The organism is Paenibacillus sp. Y301 (genome assembly GCF_059445505.1).
In genome coordinates this window covers 399244-423202 of sequence record NZ_JCAIUL010000002.1, presented here as the reverse complement: position 1 = coordinate 423202, position 23959 = coordinate 399244, and the positions used below count along the sequence as shown (strand labels likewise).

At 39.5% G+C, this 23959-nt stretch carries 20 protein-coding genes; 12 read left to right on the top strand and 8 right to left on the bottom strand.

Annotated features, from left to right (window positions below; all coding sequences use genetic code 11):
- Positions 1-40: 40 nt before the first annotated feature.
- Positions 41-1939 (bottom strand): ATP-binding protein, encoded by a 1899-nt coding sequence (locus tag AC1D69_RS05460; protein WP_495455125.1) that lies wholly within the window; start codon positions 1937-1939, stop codon positions 41-43.
- A 276-nt stretch (positions 1940-2215) separates the two neighbouring features.
- Here AC1D69_RS05460 and AC1D69_RS05455 point away from each other — a divergent pair, with 276 nt between their 5' ends.
- Positions 2216-2431 (top strand): hypothetical protein, encoded by a 216-nt coding sequence (locus AC1D69_RS05455; protein ID WP_495455124.1) that lies wholly within the window; start codon positions 2216-2218, stop codon positions 2429-2431.
- A 112-nt stretch (positions 2432-2543) separates the two neighbouring features.
- Here AC1D69_RS05455 and moaA read toward each other — a convergent pair whose 3' ends face one another.
- From moaA to AC1D69_RS05435, 4 genes are all read right to left on the bottom strand, one after another.
- The gene (moaA, locus tag AC1D69_RS05450; RefSeq protein WP_495455123.1) at positions 2544-3557 is read right to left on the bottom strand and encodes a GTP 3',8-cyclase MoaA; all 1014 of its coding nucleotides are present in this window, start codon (positions 3555-3557) and stop codon (positions 2544-2546) included.
- Positions 3558-4280: 723 nt separating this feature from the next.
- A complete protein-coding gene (locus AC1D69_RS05445; protein ID WP_495455122.1) occupies positions 4281-6716 on the bottom strand; it encodes a glycoside hydrolase family 94 protein in 2436 nt (811 codons plus the stop codon).
- A gap of 129 nt (positions 6717-6845) precedes the next feature.
- Positions 6846-7910, bottom strand: coding sequence for a LacI family DNA-binding transcriptional regulator (locus AC1D69_RS05440; protein WP_495455121.1), 1065 nt, complete (start codon positions 7908-7910; stop codon positions 6846-6848).
- 180 nt (positions 7911-8090) lie between these two features.
- A complete protein-coding gene (locus AC1D69_RS05435; RefSeq protein WP_495455120.1) occupies positions 8091-10271 on the bottom strand; it encodes a glycoside hydrolase family 52 protein in 2181 nt (726 codons plus the stop codon).
- A gap of 177 nt (positions 10272-10448) precedes the next feature.
- On the opposite strand from AC1D69_RS05435, the gene AC1D69_RS05430 reads away from it, so the two are divergent.
- From AC1D69_RS05430 to AC1D69_RS05415, 4 genes are all read left to right on the top strand, one after another.
- Complete coding sequence (locus tag AC1D69_RS05430) at positions 10449-11363, top strand: AraC family transcriptional regulator (RefSeq protein WP_495455119.1); 915 nt, start codon at positions 10449-10451, stop codon at positions 11361-11363.
- Positions 11364-11483: 120 nt separating this feature from the next.
- On the top strand, positions 11484-12155 hold the full coding sequence (locus tag AC1D69_RS05425; protein ID WP_495455118.1) for a GntR family transcriptional regulator: 672 nt from the start codon (positions 11484-11486) through the stop codon (positions 12153-12155).
- A gap of 15 nt (positions 12156-12170) precedes the next feature.
- Positions 12171-13259 (top strand): mannonate dehydratase, encoded by a 1089-nt coding sequence (gene uxuA, locus AC1D69_RS05420; protein WP_495455117.1) that lies wholly within the window; start codon positions 12171-12173, stop codon positions 13257-13259.
- Complete coding sequence (locus AC1D69_RS05415) at positions 13256-14113, top strand: SDR family oxidoreductase (protein ID WP_495455116.1); 858 nt, start codon at positions 13256-13258, stop codon at positions 14111-14113. The genes uxuA and AC1D69_RS05415 overlap by 4 nt, the downstream gene beginning before the upstream one ends.
- A 49-nt stretch (positions 14114-14162) precedes the next feature.
- On the opposite strand, the gene AC1D69_RS05410 is transcribed toward AC1D69_RS05415, so the two are convergent.
- Entirely contained in the window at positions 14163-14714 is a 552-nt protein-coding gene (locus tag AC1D69_RS05410; protein WP_495455115.1) for a glutathione peroxidase, read from the bottom strand.
- A 130-nt stretch (positions 14715-14844) separates the two neighbouring features.
- A complete protein-coding gene (locus tag AC1D69_RS05405; RefSeq protein WP_495455114.1) occupies positions 14845-15471 on the bottom strand; it encodes a TraX family protein in 627 nt (208 codons plus the stop codon).
- Positions 15472-15692: 221 nt separating this feature from the next.
- Between AC1D69_RS05405 and AC1D69_RS05400 the strand changes: the two genes are divergently transcribed.
- Positions 15693-16091: a hypothetical protein gene (locus AC1D69_RS05400; protein WP_495455113.1), complete on the top strand. Its 399-nt coding sequence runs from the start codon at positions 15693-15695 to the stop codon at positions 16089-16091.
- 79 nt (positions 16092-16170) lie between these two features.
- Here the strand turns inward: AC1D69_RS05400 and AC1D69_RS05395 are convergent, their stop codons facing one another.
- Positions 16171-16365, bottom strand: a complete 195-nt coding sequence (locus AC1D69_RS05395) for a hypothetical protein (RefSeq protein WP_495455112.1) — start codon at positions 16363-16365, stop codon at positions 16171-16173.
- Positions 16366-16620: 255 nt separating this feature from the next.
- Here AC1D69_RS05395 and AC1D69_RS05390 point away from each other — a divergent pair, with 255 nt between their 5' ends.
- From AC1D69_RS05390 to yhbH, 6 genes are all read left to right on the top strand, one after another.
- Positions 16621-17154, top strand: coding sequence for a putative ABC transporter permease (locus AC1D69_RS05390; protein ID WP_495455111.1), 534 nt, complete (start codon positions 16621-16623; stop codon positions 17152-17154).
- An 84-nt stretch (positions 17155-17238) separates the two neighbouring features.
- On the top strand, positions 17239-18168 hold the full coding sequence (locus AC1D69_RS05385) for an L-lactate dehydrogenase (RefSeq protein ID WP_495455110.1): 930 nt from the start codon (positions 17239-17241) through the stop codon (positions 18166-18168).
- A gap of 179 nt (positions 18169-18347) precedes the next feature.
- Complete coding sequence (locus AC1D69_RS05380) at positions 18348-19055, top strand: hypothetical protein (RefSeq protein ID WP_495455109.1); 708 nt, start codon at positions 18348-18350, stop codon at positions 19053-19055.
- 136 nt (positions 19056-19191) lie between these two features.
- Positions 19192-20304, top strand: a complete 1113-nt coding sequence (locus AC1D69_RS05375) for an RNA-guided endonuclease InsQ/TnpB family protein (RefSeq protein WP_495455302.1) — start codon at positions 19192-19194, stop codon at positions 20302-20304.
- Positions 20305-20528: 224 nt separating this feature from the next.
- On the top strand, positions 20529-21785 hold the full coding sequence (locus tag AC1D69_RS05370; RefSeq protein ID WP_495455108.1) for a polysaccharide deacetylase family protein: 1257 nt from the start codon (positions 20529-20531) through the stop codon (positions 21783-21785).
- Between the two features lie 437 nt (positions 21786-22222).
- A complete protein-coding gene (gene yhbH, locus AC1D69_RS05365; protein ID WP_495455107.1) occupies positions 22223-23383 on the top strand; it encodes a sporulation protein YhbH in 1161 nt (386 codons plus the stop codon).
- Positions 23384-23959 lie beyond the last annotated feature (576 nt).

Below are 23959 nucleotides of genomic sequence, written 5' to 3'. Positions count from 1 at the left end.
TGGGATCCGTACGTCATCCGATATTCCCTCTATCAAAGATTTACTCTGAGATAGAAGGAAACGTGATAATCGTCTCTGTCCCAACCCCTTTCTGACTAATAAAATGAATTTTACCTTGCATCGCTTCAATAATTCGAAAGGTTACCATTAATCCTAAACCTGTCCCTTTCGTTTTGTTCGAGAAATAGGGTTCTCCCAATCTCGTTAGTTCTTCCTCGTTCATTCCTTCTCCATTATCTTGAATATGAATAACGATAATGGAGCTATCTCTATATGCCCATATTTTAACATGACCTTCCTGATGCCACGACTCAATACTATTCTTAATGATGTTTATAAGAGCCTGCTTAAATTTAGATGAATTCCCCCTAATCATGAGGTTTCGAGGTATATTCACGATGATTTCTCCACCCGAGAGGTTAGCTAGTGGCAATAGAATTCCTTCAATATGTATTAACTCATCCCGAATATTAAGCACACTAATGTGATCCAATTCTGGTTTAGCAAATGTCAGGAAATCCGTAATAATATTCGAAGCACTATCCAACTCTTCCAGTGCCAGATTCAAATATTCTTGTTGCTTCTCTTGTTCACACTTTTTTGTCAATAATTGGAGGAATCCTCTTGTAACCTGTAACGGGTTCCTTACTTCATGTGCCACTGATGCAGCTAGCTCACCAATGATCTCTATCTTCTCAGAACGTTGCAATTCATTATTAAATAACTCTAATTCCTTTGAATATTTAACAATCTGATTATGATTAATAGCAAATCTTCTGCCTATAATAATAATGAGTACAGTAACAAAACCTACAGCTCCCCACTTCCAAGCAAAAAAATCATAATTTTCTGATTCTGAATAAAAGTAGATCATCTCCAATAGGGAAGTGCCTACAAACAGGACCAGTCCTATAGACAGAATAGCAGCATCCTTATTACCTTTCATGGCATAAAGAATAGAGGTTATAACCAATAATACACACTGAACAATAATGACAGATCCTAATACTTTAACAGAAATAAAATAATAAAGTCCGACATATTCATCTGAAATCATCGAATTCAAGAACATACATAAGCAACAAAGGCTAGAATATCCAACCTGAAATCTACGGAAGTGTCGGATAACACCATAATACCCACCACCAAATATTCCCTCAAAAAAATACGTTAACGATGGTAATAACATAAACAATGCACAGTCAAAAAGAGTCGTATATAGCTCCCCATGCCCTCCATCTATTGAATATAAATAAGATGAATACGTAATCATCAATATACCTATCGTTAATATCACGATAGATAGAGCAATCCAGTTGGAGAGAAATGTTTTTCTCGTAAATAGAGAGCAAATCAGCATAACGAACGAGAGAAATATGAATGAACTACCTAAAATCATATCCATTAGATTTGTTTTAACAAACATTGGTAATAATTCAGAGTTATTGCCTAGAACGATCTGGTTATGAAATCCTATTCTCTGTTTATCACCTGATACCCCTATATATAATACCCCGTTAGAATCTGTTGTTCTTAAAGGAATCATAATCTTATTCTGTTCATAATTATAAGTTCGCTGTGACTCATATAGGATAGTGTCACTCGTTCTGACCACAATATGTCGGCCATAGATGGTTTTGAGCAATAATGTGGGTGTATGCAAATTCATCTTGGGCAGTTGAATTTTGAACCAGGCAGAGGAATTAGAATTAGGTTTAGTAGGTAAGGGCTGTTTAGAATTAGTATCCATCCAGCCTTCAGGTTGTTCTAAGATTGAATCTCGTGCTGTTAAGTCGTCCTCTAAGGTCCATTTAATCTGCCACTCTGAAATCATCTGTGTACTCGTATTCTTCAGTTCTCCGTAAGATGTTGTGTTAAAAATACAAGAGATCAATATCAATACAACTATAATGGCTATCAGTTTGGGTACAAACTTCATAATAAGTGGCACCTCAAGAATTAAATTTTAAAAGTGGTAAATTAATAATTATGTATACATTCTATATATTTATACAATAAACCTTCTCTATGTCATGATTTTCAAAAAATAAATCACGTGATTTTTTGAATCGTGGATTGTTTCAGTAAAAAGGGTGTAACTTTAAGCTTCTCTCGGAAAATGATGATTGATATCTCTTACACATAACTTTCGAATGACTAGGAGGGAAAAAGGAGGTTATCCTAATGAATGATTCTACACGTAGTGTCGTAAAAAATGGTCATCCCTGAAGATGATATTAGAGTGAATCAGATTGAATCGGAGAATGAAGAATTGGTATTGAATGAGACGACCGCTCTCGAAGATGTTCCAGATGCCGATGATATCCAAATGAACAGTCCTATCGATCCAGCTGCGCCTCCAATTGAAGTTGTGCATGGCACGGATCTATTGAATGGATACGATGGTGACATTACTGAAGACAAAGAATGATACATTTGATTTACCTATATAAGAACAGAATAAATAGGGTGGATCGTAACCAACATGACAAAACTGGTTAACGATCCACCCTATTTAACTCAAAGATGTGTCCAAGTGAGCTCTAACCACCGATTCGTGACATTTCAACTTTATGACCCTCCTCGTTATGATTACTGCTTTTACCTCTATCTATCGAATACCGATCATGTCGGTTATACCATATATCCATGAGAACAGATGTAATCTCCTCATCTGAAGCACCTGAACGAAGGAGGGGTAGCAATTCATATCCTTTGCTAGCGAATAGACAAGTATATAACGTCCCATCAGCGGATAATCGTGCTCTTGTACAGGTAGAGCAAAATGCATCACTTACGGATGAGATAATACCTATTTCTCCTTTTCCATCTAGAAAACGATAGCGTGAAGCAACTTCCCCCGAATAATTAGGATCTAACGGTTCTAATGGCCACTCTGAATGGATTCGGTCTAACATTTCTTTCTTGCTAACCACTTGGTCCCAGTTCCAACCATTCGTATTACCAACATCCATATATTCGATTAAGCGAAGAATATGCCCCTTCACTCGGAAGTAATCCACCATAGACAGAATGGATTCATCATTTACCCCTTTTTGTACTACCATGTTTACTTTGACCTTAAGTCCAGCTTCTGCTGCAGCTTCAATGCCATCAAGAATAGGTTGGACATGGGAACGCCCCCCATTCATTTGCATAAAGATATGATCATCTAAGGCATCCAAGCTTATAGCAATTCTCATTAACCCTGAATCTTTTAAGCGTTGAGCCTGTTTAGCCAGAAGGCTACCATTGGTCGTAAGCGCCACATCATGAATCTGTGGAATGTGAGATACACCCTCAATAATCTCCGACAAATCTTTACGAAGTAGTGGTTCTCCACCTGTAATTCGTATTTTTTCAACTCCAAGAGCAGTAAATATTCGTGCTAATCGTATAATCTCATCTACGCTCAGAATATCTTTCTTAGGTAGATAAGCATAATTATTATCAAATATCTCTTCAGGCATACAGTATCTACACCGAAAATTACATCTGTCTGTTACCGATATCCGTAAATCTCTAAGGCCTCGATTGTATTGGTCCTGTATCTGCATGTTATCAACTCCATTAAGGTCTACTTCTATAATACCAGCCTATCTATACTTATTATAAACGATGGATAAGGAAGTGAGCTCATAATGTTTCTGTTATTCTTAATTATACGTACTGATGCCGCTACGATAACGGATTGTCCTTACGATCGTTGTTGCCCTCAGATTTCTTGATTATATAACCTCAATAGCGGTTGAAATCCGATGGCAGTATTGGCTTACGAGGTAGCTTTCCTACGGAAAGCTTGTAGGCGAACGCTACCGCTTCTTCAGGACAATTCCGTTCTCTTCGCTACTTCGGCATAGTTCATTAATTCTGAATGCACTCAGTGCTATTCACTATTAATTATTATCAAACCCTTATCAACTACTGTCTAATACTCGTCTCCCATAAAATATTGACTTTGTAGAGTCTGAGCCAATAAAATATGCCATGAGGCCTCTATGGTGCATACCAATTATCCCATAGAGAAAGACGGCTACATCGTACCTGTGTTTATTCTTTAATTCACTATTTTCGAAATTAATTTTCTTACTTACGCGGACCTTGCGTTAAAAGGTTTTACTTTTATTTTGTGGGTGCAACATAAAAGCCACGTATGTTTCTTATATCAAAAAACCATCTTTCGCACAAATATATTGTGCAAAAGATGGTTTAAATTCAATTTATTGAAGGTAGCGGAATCCTTCATAAATCTTTGAAGATTTTATAATAATGAAAGAGTACTAACCTAGAACAACTTCCACTTGGTGAGACTTACCGTCTCCGATAACTGGAAGGATGTTACCTTCGATTTGTTTACCATCCACAGTAACAGAAGCAACGCCTTTAGTTACATGGTTTGGATTGGTAATGTTAATCACGAAAGTATCTCCACGGAACACACGAGTGATGCTGAAGCCATCCCAAGCGGTTGGAATACAAGGGTTTACTCTTAATCCATCATATTCTGGTTGAATACCAAGAATAGCTTGTGTAATCGCTACGAAGTTCCATGCTGCAGTACCTGTCAACCATGAGTTCTTCGCTTCACCTTGACGAACAGCATCTTTACCAGCGATCATTTGTGAGTATACATATGGCTCTGTACGGTGAACATCACTGATCTCTTCCAAGTATGCAGGAGCGATCTTCTTGTAAAGTTCAAATGCACGATCTCCGCGGCCAATTGTTGTCTCAGCCATCATAATCCAAGGATTGTTGTGGCAGAAAATACCTGCATTTTCTTTATATCCTGGTGGATATGAAGAGATTTCTCCAAGGTTAATATAATATTTGGAGTATGGTGGATTCTGAAGAACGATACCATATTTCGTATCCAATCTTTCCTCAACTGCATCCAATGCTTTCTTCGCTAATCCTTCTTCTACGCCAATACCAGCCATAACGCAGAATCCTTGTGGTTCAATGAAGATTTGTCCTTCTTCATTCTCTTTACTTCCGATTTTGTTACCATAATGGTCGTAAGCACGCAAGAACCACTCACCATCAAATCCATGTTCCAACGTCGTTGCACGCATCGTATCAATGTGTTTCTGTGCAATTGCAGCTTCTTCATCAAGACCTCTACGTTTGCATAGTTCCACGAAGTCTGGACCCGTAAAGACAAACAGACCTGCGATAAATACGGATTCTGCTGTACGTCCTTCAATGTTCTGAGTTGTTTGGTAAGGCTCATCTGGTACATTAGAGAAACAGTTTAGATTCAGGCAATCGTTCCAGTCTGCGCGACCAATAAGTGGCAAACCATGAGGACCCATGTTCTCAATAACGTGGTAGAAAGAACGTTTCAAGTGCTCGAACAAGCTTGCCGTGTTATTCGGATTGCTATCGAATGGTACCTCTTCATCAAGAATACTGAAATCTCCAGTTTCTTTAATATAAGCAGCGGTTCCAAGGATCAACCATAGTGGATCATCATTGAATCCACCACCGATTTCATTGTTACCTTGTTTCGTTAATGGTTGGTACTGATGATAAGCTCCGCCATTCTCAAATTGAGTAGACGCGATATCGATAATACGTTCTTTCGCACGTTCTGGAATCTGATGTACGAATCCAAGTAAATCTTGGTTAGAATCACGGAAGCCCATACCACGACCAATACCAGACTCAAAATACGATGCCGAACGTGACATGTTGAAGGTAACCATACATTGATATGGATTCCAAATGTTAACCATACGATCCAGTTTATCGTCACCACTGTTGATCGTATATTTCGAAAGAAGATCACTCCAGTAAGCTTGAAGTTCATCCATCGCTCTGTCTACATCTGATTCGTTCGCAAATTGCGCAATCATTGCTTCAGCGCGTGTTTTGTTGATGACATCCAGTGCTTCCCATTTCTCTTCTTCTGGGTTCTCAACATAACCAAGTATGAAGTTGTAGCTAATTTCTTCCCCTGGAGCAAGTTCAATTTCCATACAATGAGAAGCGATTGGAGACCAACCACTTGCAACAGAGTTGGAGGATTGTCCAGCAGCCACTACCTGTGGATTTTCTAGACCATTATATAGACCTAGGAAAGACTCACGATCTGTATCGAAGCCATCCATTGGACGGTTTGCAGAGAAGAATGCAAAATGATTACGACGTTCGCGATATTCTGTTTTGTGATAGATAACAGAGTCTTTCACTTCAACTTCACCAGTATTCAGGTTACGTTGGAAGTTCGTCATATCGTCGTAAGCATTCCACAAGCAGAATTCTACAAAGGAGAACAACTTCACTTTTTTCGTAGCATTAGATGTATTAGACACGGTTACTTTATGTACTTCACCGTTATAATTCAAAGGAACAAGTGCCAATTGGTTAACTCGAATTCCATTTCTTTCACCAGTGATTGAAGTATAACCAAGACCATGACGACATTCGTAGAAATCAAGATCTCTCTTTACTGGCATCCAACCTGGAGTCCAGAAATCTCCTTCGTCATAAAGATAGAAATAACGGCCACCGTTATCAACCGGAATATTATTATAGCGATAACGAGTCAATCTGCGGAGGCGTGCATCACGATAAAAAGAATAACCCCCTGATGTATTTGACATTAAGCCGAAAAATTTCTCATTCCCAAGATAGTTGATCCATGGATATGGGGTTTTAGGTGTGTTAATCACGTATTCTTTATTCTTATCATCGAAAAAACCGTACTTCATCTTACAAAACTCCTCTCAAAGTTAAAAGATTGTATAAACGCGTGTTTATTGCGCGTTGGATGAACCCTTTGTTAGGGACACCTTAGAATAGAGTGGCGAATAAATTGCTCTTAGAGCACGATATTCACCTTAATATGAAGAATCCAGTTTCCTGCAGGTCTCCCTAATCATTAACTGGGTTGTAAAACTAATCGTACTGAAGGAGGTACTTCCCTTCACGCACATGTCGACTAGACTATGTGCTGCCTTCTTAGACATCTCATATATAGGCAAGCTAACAGAAGTTAGGCTTGGATTCAGTTGAGAGGCTACGGGAATATCATCAAATCCGATCAGAGATAGATCTTCAGGAATCATAATACCCAGCTCTTTACACGCATCCATGGCTCCAAGAGCCATCTCATCATTGGCTGAAAAAATAGCCGTCGGCCAAGATGCCTTATCCCCTTGTAGTAACTTTTTAACCTCTTGATATGCCTTACCTCGTAAGAAATCCCCACTAAGGATAAATCTATCATCCACTTTTAATTCGTGCTTTACCATCGTAGTGACGTAAGCATCATATCTCTGACGACCAGAGTAGGTATTCTGCCTGCCGCTTATAAATGCGATATCTCGATGTCCCAAAGTAATCAAATGTTCGACTGCCCAAGCTGCACCCTCAAAGTCCTTAGAGTTAATAACCGCTAGGTTATTACGATCCAATCGATTCTCAAGCAACTCTGCAATGTCATAGTCAATGAGTACAAAAGGAACGTCTAGATCAGCAATGACCCTAGCCATAGCCATATTATTCTCGGTCCCTACTATGATGCCTCCATCAATTCTTTTCTGCTGAAATGCTTGCTTCACCTTCAAGAAATCATCTTCTGAGAAAATCGTATGAATCAACACATAATATCCGATAGCGTTAGCCGTATCAACCAGTGCATCTACGAAAGGTGCAAAGTAATTATTCTGATAAATGCGGTTCGGATTGTGCTTCTCTGCTGTACTAACAACAAAGAGTCCAATCGTATTCGTACTCTTACCTGCTAATACTCTTGCAGAAGTGTTAGGTTCATATTGATACTCTTCAATAATCTTCATGATCTTCTCACGTGTCTTAGCTGGCACGTTAGAATAATTGTTAATGACACGGGATACTGTGCTTCTAGACACCCCGGCGAGTTTGGCGATATCTTCGCTACGCATAATAACCCTCTTTTACTGTGAAAGCGTGTTTATTCCACAATTGTAACCGCATTAATCAAATAATACAATCAAAAGGTTTGTGAATAATTAATAAAAATAAGTCACTATGGTTTCTCCATTAGATTGGCCACTGTGACTTATTAAAATAATATCTCGTAAATAGAATGTCACATGAGTATACTATTGGACTAGACGGTTGCCTTTACCTTCGAACAACCATAGAATCGCAGTAACCCCACGTGGATAATACTTGCTTCCCTCTATTAACCCATTTAAGATTTGATCACTCCAGCACCAATAAGATAATTCTGGATGTAGTAGCCATTCTACATGTGCTGCATCAGCCACTACCCCACTCTCATCCCATGGAAGATCCATAATCTCTCTTGTTATAAATTGAGCCAAGTATATTTTGCTAAGCCATGAGTTATTGCTCGTGGAGGAAAGTTTCCAGGCACCATTGTCGAAGAGACAAGTCCCTTTCACAAGTACTGTTCTTAGATGTGTCTGTAATGCCTTCAGATATTGACTGTATCGTCCATTAATATCAAGTGCTTCTTCACAACCCATAAAGTATGGAAATACTAGACCTTCAATGGCTGAAATAATCTTGGAATCGTTATTCTCATCGATAACAGCTGGAATATAACCCTGTTCTGTCAGCTTCTCTGCAACTGATGCAGCACATTTATCCGCCTGTTCACCAGCTTCTTTAGATAAATGTGAGAGATCCTCTAGTGCGAATAACTGTTCAAGAGCCACATATATTGCCCAGCATTTGCCTGCCATATAAATATTATTACGTGACTGTCCAAGGGAGACATCCAGACTATCATACGTTGTAATTTCTGTTCCACCCTCTGTACGACTGCTGTCCAGACCCATCATTCCATTACGTTTCTCACGTTCTGGATGATCACGATTAAGCATACTCTGGAAGCATTCACGAATAACAGGTAACATTTTATCTTTGAATTCTTTATCCTGTGTCTGATCGATGTACACAAGAGCACAACAGAGCCAGTTCACTAATTCCTCATGACTCATATAAGAGAAGCAACCATGAAGACCTGCCATTTCATAAACTGAATATTGTGAACGAGAGAAGGCATTTGCAATACCCATATCATGTGTAAATGTTAGTCCTCCTGGATAATCACGACGATCCCCAGGGAAGTTCACGTGATCTTCGTAGCTATAATTGGATACGAATAATTCAAGCTCGTTACGTACAGTCCATGGGTTCATCATCAACTCGAAGAATAACTGATCCGCTGTTAGATCTAGCGTATTCATCATCCGGTACTCCCCTTCATTGACAACCCAGATCGGTTCCCCAGCAGCATCTAGGAATTGTGTGCTTCCATAATAACTGTGAATAGCATGATCTAACATAAACGCTTGATCCTTCGATAAGCTTGATGAATCAATAGCACTAGCTGATTCACATGATGTTGTTAACTCTGAAAATTTTTCCAGTGAATACTTCGCCACTTCCTCTATGTTGGAGAAATAACGTGTGTAATAGTACGAAGCGTCGATCCCTGTTGTTACGATACCACCACGATAAAAGCAGACAGCGAATTTAAATGTCCGCTTCTCACCTGCTGGAACTTCCATCAGTAGTGCTGCTGTGTTACCAAGTCCGAAGGCCCTATTACTTGCTAGAGGTTCAGACAACACCTTGTCAATTGTAAAACCTTGAACAGCAATAATGCCAGGATCATTGGATACAATCGCTGTCATACGTCCCTGACCTACACCCGTAAGTTGCCCCTGTCCGTTTCCTTGAATAAGCCGCATCGCACTATACGGATCACTTCCTTCATATCCGAAAAACGCTTTGCGAGAACCCTTACCTTCTGTATTATCAAGTGTGAGCTCAGCGAATACAGCAGGTACAATCGCTGCTTTCATTAACTCTGCATCAAGAGTTCCAGGCTCTGGAACCGATCGAACGGGGGAATAGATACTGAACGTCATATCCCCTGCATGCCACGTATCCACACCCGTCTTAAACTCCCTATAAATGTCATTTTCTTGGAATGTCGTAATGATAGGGTTCGGCGCTAGATATCCCCCGCCTACACGTTCATTATCACTATCACTAACTTCATCCTTACCCATTTCTTCTTTCTTCTCTACGTCATATCTAGCACTCTCATCTTCTACACCTTCAAAGAAAGGAAGTGCCTCATAAGATTGTCCATCTTTTGACTGCATACCGATATATATATTCTGATCCGCTGGTTTACCAAGTTCGAGTCCAAGCCCACCCTTTTTTCCACGGAACCCCAAAGTAAAGCTAGCAAATGCACCTATTGGTGAGTGCTGTGCGTTAAAGAAAATGTTGTTGCTCATGATATTAAACCCCTTTCGTACCGTCAATGAAATGGATAGACGTATATTAATTCTTATTCATCCTAGCATGGTAAATAAGGCGTTACCATTGTCAAATCAATCATTTATTTACCCAAATCAAGCTATATCAGTTATGATGAAATTAGTGCTGATTAATTAGAGTTGGAGGTAATCACCTTGGCATCTTCTTATCTCCCACCAGAAATGGGACAAAGTATTAGTGAAATTATGATTCCAGATATTCGAACGACCGTTAACTTAGTCGGTATGCATCTAAGACGTGTACATAGTCATTGGGAATATCCCGAGCATGTCCACCCACAATATGAAATTAATGTTGTTCTTGATGGAGAACAGTTTATGACAGTAGGAGGCCAAGATTATCTGCAACGTGCAGGTGATCTAATCTTACTCCGTCCGGGAGATACCCATTCCAGTCGAAGTGGTAATGACGCTCCTTTTAGTTATTTTTGCATTCATTTTGACATCGATGATCGCATATTTCTCTCTGTGCTTAGTCGTATGGAACAAGTATTATTTCCTAGTGACAGCCCCGTCACTCACCAAGTTCAGCCTGTCATGTCTAAATTAATTGATATCGTAAGCAATACCGAGAAGAAGACCATGGCTCATCACATGCAGTTACAATCTGCGATCTTCGAGTTATTTGGTCATTTGTGGGAAGCTATATCCAATGAGGTCATCCATTTCTCTAGTTCTGCTTATGATAAAGTCGAACTCGCGCATCAGATTCGAAATCGAGTTCAGGGCCTCCTTAATCAGCATTTCAAACAAGAGGGAGCGCTTGAGCAGCATTATGGCATTGATGATATCGCCTCAGAACTTGGGATTAGCCCTTCTCACTGTAACCGTGTATTCCGACAAGTATTTAATCAATCCCCGCGGGCTTATTTATCTGAGCTAGTTCTTCATGAGGCTAAGTTGCTTCTTGCGAATCCACGGCTATCCATTCACGACATCGCTTCAATTCTTGGTTATCGAGATATAGCTCATTTCAGTAGACAATTTAAACGTTGGTCTCATATATCTCCAAGTGAATACCGAAGCTTAAGCACAGGAATTGAGTCCTGATTATGACGCAAAGAGCCATCATTTTATAGCTGTAAATTTTTACTACCATACTACCATACAAGTATGGTAGTATGGATTCATCCTCTTATAAGGAGTTGATTTGAATACGTGGATTTATATATGAAAGCGCAATCACTTTCTACCCGTGATGCTATCTATTTTGCACTAAGGGATCAAATTGTGTTATTAGAACTTCCACCGGGCACTAGTGTCTCTGAGAAGGAAATCTCTATTAAGTTTAATGTGAGTAGGACCCCTGTAAGAGAGAGCTTCGTTAGACTGTCACAAGAAGGACTTCTAGAAGTCTACCCTCAACGAGGTACAGTCATCTCACTCATTGATCTAGAGCTTGTAGAAGAAGCGCGCTTCATGCGTGAACAACTAGAAAAGGCCATTATCCGACTCGCATGCGATCATTTTCCTGATAACCAATTAATGCAGCTGAAGAGTAACCTAGATCAACAACAGTTATGTATAGAAGAACAGAATCATGTAAGAATGTTTGAGCTAGATGAAGCTTATCATCGTACACTATTTGAAGGTTGCAATAAACTGAATACATGGGCAGTCATTCAACAAATGAACGTTCATTTAAATCGCACTCGAACGCTACGTTTGGCGGCCGATCATCACTGGGAGCAACTGTATAACCAACATCTCCACATGGTTCAGGTCATTCAAGAACATGATGCCGATCAAGCTGAACAGTTGATGAGTGACCATCTCCACCTGACGATTACCGATCAAGCGCTACTGAAAGAGAAGTTCCCGACTTATTTCAAAACTTTATAATGAGGTGAATGATGTATGAAGATGGTTTTTCGATGGTTCGGTGATCATAACGATACCGTTTCACTCCAACAAATTAGACAAATTCCAGGTGTAGAAGGAATCGCTTGGGCCCTTCATGATGAGATTGCTGGTGATGAATGGCCTATGGATAAAATTCTGGCACTCAAAGAACAGGCTGACCAAGCTGGTCTACATATGCAAGTTGTCGAGAGTGTTAATATTCATGAAGATATTAAGCTCGGACTTCCAAGCCGGGACCTATATATTGATAATTATAAAAAGACGATTGCTAAATTAGCCCAAGTTGGAGTAAAGGTGATCTGCTACAATTTCATGCCTATCTTCGATTGGCTTCGCACCGATTTACATAAGGAAGCCAGCGATGGCTCAACAGCCCTTTTCTATGAGAAGAGCCGAATTCATAATCTTGATCCCTTCGAGCTCGTGAAGCATATCAACCAGAATTCAGAACTCACTATGCCCGGTTGGGAACCTGAGCGCTTACAACATCTTACTGGACTCTTCGAAGCTTACCGTGGTGTCACCGCTGACCATTTATGGGATAACGCTAAATATTTCTTAGACGAGATCATTCCATTCGCTGCCGAGCATGATATCCGAATGGCTATTCACCCGGATGATCCACCTTGGCCTATATTTGGATTACCACGAATTATTACTAGCCAAGAGAATATCCGTAAGTTCTTACAATTGCACGACAGCCCATATAACGGAGTTACACTATGCAGTGGTTCCCTTGGGGCTAATCCTGATAATGACATCATTGGGATGATCCACGAGTTCTCTGACCGTATTCCATTTGCACACATCCGGAATGTACGTGTCTTTGAGAATGGTGATTTCATTGAGACATCACATCGAACGCAAGATGGAACGGTTGACATTGCAGGGATCGTTCAAGCGTATCATGAGAATCATTTCGAAGGTTATTGTAGACCCGATCATGGTCGACATATCTGGGATGAACAATGTAGACCTGGATACGGGTTATTTGATCGTGCACTAGGGATCATGTACCTTTGGGGGCTCTGGGATGCTTATCGACAAGTTACATTACTCGAAGGAAAGAAGGTACAATCATGAGCCAACCCCTAACTATTCATCCATCTTTAAAAGACAAAGTCATCGTCATTACAGGGGGAGCTGGCGTATTGTGTCGAGTTATGGCTCATGAGCTTGCACGCCAAGGTGCCGCTGTTGCCATTCTGAACCGCACCATTGAGAAAGGCCTTGAGGTTGTTGCAGAGATAGAATCAATCGGGGGAAAGGCTATCGCCGTATCGTGTGATGTGACCGATCCGAACAGCGTGCTTCTTGCTTCTGAACAGATCTTAGATCGCATCGGATCATGTGACATTCTAATTAACGGTGCTGGAGGAAATCATCCAAGCGCGAACACAACGAAGGAAATTTTCAATAGTGAGGATTTAAATAACCCTGATATCTCAACATTCTTTGATCTAAGTGTCACTGGATTCCGTAATGTACTCGATCTTAATTTCATCGGTAGCCTCATTCCAACACAAGTCTTTGCGAAACAAATGTTAGGCAAACAAGGGACCACAGTCATCAATATCTCTTCCATGAGTGCACCCTCTCCTATGACGAAGGTACCTGCTTACAGTGCGGCCAAAGCAGCGATTGATAACTTCACACAATGGCTAGCTGTCCACTTAGCTGAGAGCGGTATCCGAGTCAATGCTATAGCTCCAGGATTCTTCCTTACTCAACAGAATGCGAAACTTCTGAAGAATGAAGACGGAAGCTTAACCGATCGTTCACATAAAATTATAACGCATACTCCTATGCGTAGATTCGGTGAACCGAAGGATCTACTGGGTACGCTCCTCTGGTTAAGTGACGAGAATATGTCTGGATTTGTAACGGGTGCAACGATACCTGTGGATGGCGGCTTTATGGCTTATTCGGGCGTTTAAAAAAAATCCCGGAAGCTATATAAGCTTCCGGGACTTTATCAATATATTCTTATCTTTTCAATTCAGCTTCAATAGCAGGCTCTAAATCTAACGGATCAACAGGTGCCTCGAACCGATCCACTACTTCACCCTCTCGATTAATCAAAAACTTAGTGAAATTCCACTTAATATCGTTTCCTATTAATAGTTCTGGGTGCTTATCGTTCAGCATCACATTCAACATTTTGGCTAAAGAGTTATCCAGCTTAAAACCTTCAAACGGTGCTTGTGATGTTAAGTATGAGAATAACGGAATCTTCTCTTCACCACGCACGTTTACTTTCTCAAACAATGGGAACGTAACGCCATAATTTAACTGACAGAAAGTATGTACATCTTCATTACTCCCTGATTCCTGATCAGCAAACTGATTACATGGGAATCCCAATATCACTAATCCTTGTTCTTCATACTTATTGTATAACTTCTGAAGATCAGCATATTGTGGTGTAAATCCACATCCACTGGCAGTATTCACTATCAATACTACTTTCCCTTTATATTGTTCAAGGCTCATTTCTACTCCGCTAATATCGTTAGCTCTAAATGAATGAATACTCATTATGCCATTCTCCTTTGATAAAAACGATGTGTCATGAATGAATCCGCAATATAGATTGCCCGCAATTTAATTGTCAACTATATATATCATATGCTGAATCTATCATCTCAGAAAAGTATTGTCAACCTCCCTACCATTCCGCCCATTTCCATATGGCTATCAGACTTAGATGAAGAGGATAGAACGATCGCCACACCCATTTACGTACAGTCACCGATTCAAGTCTAGCCCACAGTAATGGTCCATACACGATAATTAGAGTGGGTATTATACTGTACATTTGTAGGATGGAGTTGTTAGAGAACAAATACAAGATGTTCAGAAATACATGTGCAAACACTAATTCATGAGATGATAAATATCGGAACAATAAAATAAGGATAAGTCCATAAGCACCATAATCAAATGGAAACGTCTGCATCACAATTCCGAATAAAAGAATAGTCGCTCCTGAAAGAATCTTAGAAGAAAGCCTATCTAGTATATTCAGAACTACAACAGCTATTAGTAATGTACCCACAACATTAAATCCTGTCGTATCAAATGCCAATTGATAGGGGACTTGAGATACCAATGCAATAATAAATAATCGAATTCCGTATTTCAGCTTTTTCGCTGTATGTAGGTGTCCCTGCACCAAGGCATACACATAGATTGGAAAAGCTATTCTTCCAACTGTCCTCCACAGCATCTCGTCTGGAAAAAAAACATATCCAATGTGGTCGATAAGCATGGTTAGCATGGCGATCCACTGCATCACTTCACTCCTTCGGTCAGACTACTGAAATTCCCACTCTTATTCCATGTAGGAATTAATTAGCCCTCTTTTCTTCAGATTACCATAGTTAGGGTGTATCTTTCATGTCCTACCCCTCCAATGATAACGATCTCATTTTTCTAGAAATGGGCTTATTTGGGTTCACGTCATTATTAGCTCCTATCATACTAATAGAGTAACCAACAATCGGAGGGATACAAATGATAAACCAACCATTTCATCAGAAAATCATAACCCCAATATGCCTTCAACAACGTCTCGCTCAGCTTACGGGACATCTCGTAGAGATTAATGGCGCCAATCTAGGGCTAGAACCAGGAACATTACAACGGGTTTTCAAAAGAAATTTCATACAAGTCCAGCAGGAATTGTTCGTACCTACCAGTCTTAATTCCATCAGAGTCTTCGATATTAAAGCTCCGCGTCGAAATATACGTATTGGAATACGTACAACATTTCCAACAGGTAACGCTTTTAAGAATATGAGACTGGTTCGGATCGGCAGCGATTTCATTGAAGTGCAAGCTAAAGGAACGAGTCCCTCCCGAATTCTGTTTCCCCTAAACAAGGTCGAAGGCATATTTCGGGTCACACGTTGACTCTTATAGAATTCGATTAGGCTTCTCAATAACAAATAAACAAGTACTATCTGGTAATGATACACGATTTCCCTTTTCATCAAATAAAGTCACTCGATGGCTCAATGCTTCCGTATAGCCCTCTTGGAGATAATGCCTGCTCAATTACATTCGAGGAAATATCGATTCCTATTGGATCAAGATGTGGCATTTCTTTCTCCATAAGATCAAGCAGAATGCCACCTCCCGGTCCAATATCTAATACTTTCTGTCCAACAACAAAGTCCAATAACACTTTCTTATAATCCAGGGGAAGGTGATTTCTTCAATACAGAATTCAATTAATTTCTCTGCCGCCTTCGCTTCCATCGTATTCATAAATGGTTCGAAACTAATATGCCTTAGTTGTTCAATATGGTCATTATGATATACGAATAGAAATACTTTCATGAACTCAGTCAGCGTCTCTATTTCCTATTCCGTATAAAGTATACATGTCCAGCCATAATAAGGAATGCTCTCTACTCCACAATGAAGGATGATTACAGACATGTCTATTACAGCCCTACAGGAATTCACCTTTTATTTTCTAATCTATTCATTAGCAGGTTGGTTACTTGAGAATGTCTATAGTTGGTTTGTCGATGATCTATTCTGGAAACAAGGATTTCTCAAAGGCCCTTTCAAACCAATGTATGGTTTCGCGCCGCTCTTACTTTCTCTGACCTTGACTTGGCACCTCCACTGGAGCATTATTCTTATCCTTAGTCTGATTATACCTACAGCCATAGAATACATTAGCGGTGTTCTTCTTCAAAGTCTTTTTCAAAAAAGATGGTGGGATTATTCAGCACACTCACTACAACTTCAAGGTCACGTCTGCCTGAAGTTTTCACTATACTGGTGTCCATTGTCTTTATTTTGCTTATTCGGTCTTCACCCATGGGTAATGAATCTTTATACGCTTATGCTCCCTTTGTGGAATTGGTTATTTCCAGTATTATCACTGTATATCTTGGCTGATGTTATATGGAGTAGCTATAGCTGGAAATCAATATCTAAGAAGCGCTTAACAACATCTTGATTACTCTCCTATGGTATAACTTCTAATGAATCTAACATTTTGTTACAATAAGTAGAAATATATCCCTTAAGGAGTGAATCTATTATGGCCAACCCATCCTATAAGCCAAGTCGAGTTGCTATTATTGGTACGGGGGCTGTAGGTACAACTACTGCTTATACATTACTTCTAAGACATCGCATGACTGAGTTAGTACTTATTGATGTTAATCGCAAGAAAGCGTTGGGAGAGGCACTTGATATGAACCATGGTCTACCGTTCGTCGGAGGCGTTAAACTATGGGCTGGGGATTATGAGGATTGTGCCGATGCAGATATTATCATTGTTACTGCGGGGGCTTCCCAGAAACCTGGTGAGACACGAATTGATCTACTCAAACGAAATGTCGACATATTTAAAGATATCATTCAAAAGATAACAACGTACAACCAAAACGGTATCCTTCTTATTGCCACTAATCCCGTTGATATTTTAACTTATGTGTGTTGGAAGATTAGCGGCTGGAATCATCAGCGAGTCATTGGATCAGGTACATTACTCGATAGTGCCCGCTTTCGATACCTTATTGGCTCTCACAAAGAAATCGATCCGAGAAGTATTCACGGTCATATCATTGGTGAGCATGGTGATTCAGAATTACCCGTATGGAGTCTTGCTAATATTGCAGGTACCCCTCTTGATTTCAACGATGCGGAACAGAAGGAAATATTTGAAGATACCAAGAATGCTGCCTATGAAATTATCGATGCCAAAGGGTCTACTTCATATGCAATAGCGTTGGCTCTAGATCGAATCGTGTCCGCTATTCTTCTCAATGAAGGCGCCGTCCTCAGCGTGTCTGCTTTACTAGATAATTACAATGGCATATCCGATGTGTATCTTGGAGTTCCAAGTATTGTAGATCGTTCTGGTGTTCGGCGAATACTCGATCTTCCTTTGAATAGAGATGAAAAGGCTCTTTTTCAACAGTCAGCAATTAAGCTGAAGTCTGAAATAAGCAAACTAAAAATATAGTCGTAATTCCCTATATTTTCACAAAAATACTTTGCAGGTTTTTTTATTGAGAAAACCCTAAATTTTTACACTATAAAAGCCGATAATATATTGTAAGAATTTTCTTGATTTAACATCTCTTCTGATACCTTATGAAAGATAAGAAGTAATATGAATCGACTTAAAGGGAGATGAATCTTGTGGCAAATAAAACCTATTCCGCCAATAGAACAAGGGGATGGTTTAAAAATGTTTTAACGGCTCGCACCGAAGAAGACAATGATCTTATTCTCTTACAAGAGGGAACTGAAGAAGAATCTACGGGGATTAGTACTGATTCGTCAAAACTTGACTATGCCGTACTAGAGCAAGATAAAACAGCGTTGGATCTCGTTCTTGCAGTTGAGAACTTGTTGAATGAACGACAATTGTTCCAATTCAAGAGTAAAGATACAGAAGATCAACTATACAACGCAAATGAAACGACCAATCGCCTTAAGAATGAGTTAAGTAAGAGAGAACATCAGATTCTTGAGAAGGAAAAGGAATTTAAAAGTCTTGAGGACAAGCTAACTAGCAAACAAATGAGCTATGACCAGCTCCTTGAAGATTATAAAGACTATCAGAGCACCTCGAATAGTGGAATAGAGAACTTGAAATTCCAATTAGAAAAAGAAAGAAATAAATATTTCCAACTCAGTGAAGAATTCTCCAAACATCAATATGACAGCATGCAAAAGACGAAGGAACTAGAAGAAAAATTAAGAGATTCCGAAGCAGAGAATTTAAAAATATCAAGTCAATATCAAAAGGTTATGGAAGAAAAGGCACAATTATTACAATCCGTCACCGATTTCACAGAACGCATGTCTTTTTCATCTCTTCACAGTGGAGACATGCGACTTTAGTCGTGAGAGGAAACTGCGTCTCTGAAAGCGAATTGTACTTATCCTGAATAATTGCATACTCCACACCTTTCTTCTGATTCTCACTACTCACTTCACTAAATATATGATATAACATTTAGTGAAGGGGGTGAGCATGGTGAAAACTACCATTACAGCAAAGATAAAGATTAACCCTACAGAGGTTCAAATATCTCAATTAGTTGAAACAATGTCTGTGTATATGAAAGGATGTAATTTTGTTTCAGAAATTGTATTTGACACTAAGAATCTCAAACAAGCTTCTTTGCATAAGGTTACATATGAGATCCTTCGCACTCAATATGGATTGCGTTCGCAAATGGCACAATCTGTATTGAAAACTGCAATTGCTAGATACAAGATCAACAAGAGTAATGGCCACGAGTGGACACTTGTCACTTTCAATAAGCCCGAATATGATCTCGTTTGGAATAGGGATTATTCTCTATCCAAAGATACCTTTTCTTTGAATACACTTGAAGGAAGAGTAAAAGTTCCCTATGAAGCAAAAGGTATGGAACAATACTTCGATACTGAGTGGTCTTTCGGAACAGCTAAACTCGTTAGCAAGTATGGGAAATGGTTTATGCATATTCCTATGACCAAAGAAATAGAAGATGTTTCGGATAGTGATATCGAACAAGTTGTTGGCGTTGACTTAGGTATAAACTTTGTTGCTACAACTTACGATTCTCAAGATAACACCTTGTTTTTCAATGGAAGACCAATCAAACATAAACGTGCAAAATACAAACATCTCAGAAAACAACTGCAACAACTCGGAACTGCCTCCTCACGCAGAAAGATAAAACGAATTGGACAACGAGGATCCCGTTGGATGACTGATGTAAATCATCAGATCAGTAAGGCACTCGTGGATCATTATGGAGCAAATACGTTATTTGTTATGGAAGACTTATCAGGTATTCGAAATGCAACTGTAAAAGTTAGAGTTAAAGATCGTTATGTGTTCGTATCTTGGTCTTTCTTTCAGTTCCGTCAAATGCTTGAATATAAAGCTGTTATGTCTGGCTCGAAAGTTATTGCAGTTGATCCAAAATACACTTCGCAGACATGTCCAAAATGTGGTCATACAGAGAAGGAAAATCAAGACAAAAAGAATCATGTTTTTTGTTGCAAAACGTGCCAATACATATCTAATGATGATCGTGTAGGAGCAATGAATCTTCAACGAAAAGGAATTGAGTACATCGTTGAAATAACTACATAAGCATGTCTTTTGTAGTTGGGTAGCTGTCAACCTGCCCTGATGTAACGCCATACTAAGGAAGGATACACGCAAGAATCGTTCGCACTTCTGGGCAGCTACAAGCTCGTGACTTTAGTCATGAGTTATTGACTCTCACCTCCATCTGAATGATAATCTCTGCTTAATCCTGAAAGGAGGGGAACCCTATCCACTCTTACACTGAGAAATGGCTTGAGCTTCTGTCTGTGGATAAAGGAAATACTAATATCATTCATGTCAAATTTTCCTTTGACCAAACTGTTCTACTGCAATGGGAGCTTGATGCTTATACGGCAGATCATATTATAGCAATTACTGATGTATCGGAGAGAGTAAAATACAGATTATCCTTACAGTGTTACTTCAACGTAATCCATAATCATCACTATAGCTACATAACGAAATATGGTCATGGAGTTAGTGACAAGATCATGTTCCCATGTTCTGAGTCTTATTCAACAAAAATTTCATCATTAAGAGAAATTGAAAGTCTGGATGCATTAAGTCTCACATCCTCATTCTCTATTCCACTTCAACAACATGTCTCAGACCTTCAGGATGAAGAGCCTAATGAGTCGAATGGGATTACCCCTTTACAATTTAGCAGAAGATTGAAACCAACCTTAACTCGAGTACTCGTATCCACGATAATTATTGCACTGATCTCTTTCATATATGTCCCAGAGTATTCATATACAAGTGAGAAAGTATTTGCAAATGTTATAAATGTATCTCCCGAATTAACCAAACGAATCGATCTGGAGCCTAAAGTAATAACTGAGAATAATGAATTAACATCTTCTACTCCTTTAGAAGAAAATTCCTTATCTTCAGTAAATGAGCCATCCGAGATTACGGTTACGTTACCTCCTTCCCCCCATGTAATTGACATGGATAAGGAGGTCAATTTTAAGGTACCTGTTGGATCCGTTTCCATCACTTTTGATGATGGTCCTTCCATTTATACCAAGGATATCGTCAATGTATTAAAGCAGTATAACGTAGGGGGAACATTCTTTTTCGTAGGAACACAAGTACGTAAATTCCCTGAGGCTGTCAAGTACGTAGATGACAATGAGTTCTCCATAGGAAATCATTCAATGACTCATGCTAATTTGGCTGAATTATCTGCAACCAACCAGAAATATCAAATCGAGCAGACCAATCAACTAATTCAGAACATTATATCCAAGCCAGTTCTTCTGTTCAGACCACCCTATGGCTCAAGGGATGATACACTTGACCAGCTAGTATCTAATAACAACATGAAAATGGTTCTGTGGAATAGTGATCCCGAGGATTGGAATCATAGTAGTTCGCAAAGAGTATTGGATTACATTATTAGTACCAAATCATCTGGTTCTATTATTCTTTTACATGAATCGAAAGAAACATTAAAGGTATTACCCTTAATCATTGAATTCTTACAAAAACAACAACTTGAAGTTTCGAGTTTACTCTAATTAATAAGACTAATACCCAGGAGTATCACTAGAAGATGGCGCTACGATAACAGATTAGCTTGGATAGTTTAAATAAAGTAAATATACAATAAAGACTGCTGATTCATTCAGCAGTCTTTTATTTGTCTTATATTCTTTTTTCACACCATTAGTCAGACAAGTAACGATTCAGATTATATAGGTCAGTTAGATTAATTAATCTCTATTATCTCGTCAGATTCATTCCACTTAATCTAATTCTATATTTTATACATCATGTTAGCCATCCAAGAAAAAGATTTCCCCCTCAAATGTACTCTCCCCTTCACCCTCCAGCGCTATCGAATAGCGCTTCATATTTATTCCCTCCTGTCTATCACATAACCACTCTCCCCGTGAATATACTTACTTAATAACAGACCACACTGTGCCGTACAATCCAATGGGAGGTGTCTATCATGTCATCGTCGCCCCAGCCTTATTCGTTCGTTGTTTCTCGCGAGGATTGGTCTCTTCATCGAAAAGGTTACCAAGATCAAGTCCGTCATCAACAAAAGATACGCGATGTAATTAAGCAGAACTTGCCCGATCTGATTACCGAAGAGAATATTATCATGTCTGATGGAAAACAGATTATTAAGGTACCCATTCGAAGTCTAGACGAATATCGCTTCATCTATAATTCCCAGAAACAGAAACACGTGGGGCAAGGGGATGGAGATAGCCAAGTTGGAGACGTTCTCGGTCGTGATCCCGCACAGAAACCGGGTAAAGGAGATAAGGCCGGGGACCAGCCAGGGCAGGATATTGTAGATGCTGAGATCAGCATTGAAGAAGTGGAGAACATGCTTTTTGAGGAGTTAGAGCTACCCCACTTACAACAGAAAGACAAGGAACAAATCGAGACACACAAGGTCATCTTTAATGATGTCCGTAAGAAGGGTATGATGTCCAATCTAGATAAAAAAAGAACCATCCTAGAGAACTTACGTCGTAACGCATCCGCGGGTAATCCAGGAATTCACGGAATCAATCCAGATGACCTTAGATACAAAACATGGGATGATGTTGTGGTTCCTGATTCCAATGCAGTCATCATTGCAATGATGGATACCTCTGGGTCTATGGGATCTTTTGAGAAATATTGCGCACGGAGCTTCTTCTTCTGGATGAATCGTTTCTTACGGAAACAATATGAGAATGTTGATATTGTATTCATCGCTCATCATACAGAAGCAAAAGAGGTAACAGAGAATGATTTCTTCACACGTGGAGAAAGTGGTGGTACGATCTGTTCATCCGCATACCAGAAGGCACTTGAAATTATCGATCAACGTTATCCCCCATCCAAATTCAATATCTACCCTTTCCATTTCTCTGATGGTGATAATCTGACGTCCGACAATGAACGCTGCGTAAAGCTGATTGGTGAGTTACTCAAAGTCAGCAACATGTTCGGCTACGGGGAAGTCAATCAATACAACCGGAGCAGTACCCTCATGTCAGCCTACCGCAACATTAAAATAGATCAATTCATGTATTACGTTATCAAAGAAAAAGGTGAAGTATATCAAGCACTGAAGACCTTTTTCCATAAGCGTGAAGGTGCACCTAGTTAATGACACGATATCATCCAATTCTCGAATGCAATCGGATAAATAAACCAGAACAAAGAGCCCTTGACCCTCCTATTTTGAACTGTGACCCGAAAGATGGACACTTTTAAAAAAGTGACCTCTCTTGGGTCTTTTTGCGCATGAAAGGTTAGGATCACAAATGGGAAACAGTTCGTCTACTGGTGAAACTAGGTTTAGTGAGAACCAGATCCGTCAGATAGAGAAAAATGTTAACGTGTTGCATGTTTCAGAGAGTTCAATAACATATCAGCACTCGAGAGACAAGCCAGGCAGAACAAACCTGACACCTCTGAGTGCTTCGAACTCATAAACCGTACGATCCGTAAGCACCAATTAGAGAAGATGACGTATTATCTTTTAAAATGGCGAACGTCAGTAAAAGTGCCTATTATCGTTGGCTAGCTGCTGAAGAATACAGACAATTATGCAAAAATAGATGATGAGCAAGACCTCATATTGATTAAGGAACACTTCGACAAGTGTAATGGCAAAGTAGGTACTCTCGTTCTAAAATGCGTTTAGATAACAAGAGTGGTGCAATTTCATCGCCACAGGAGG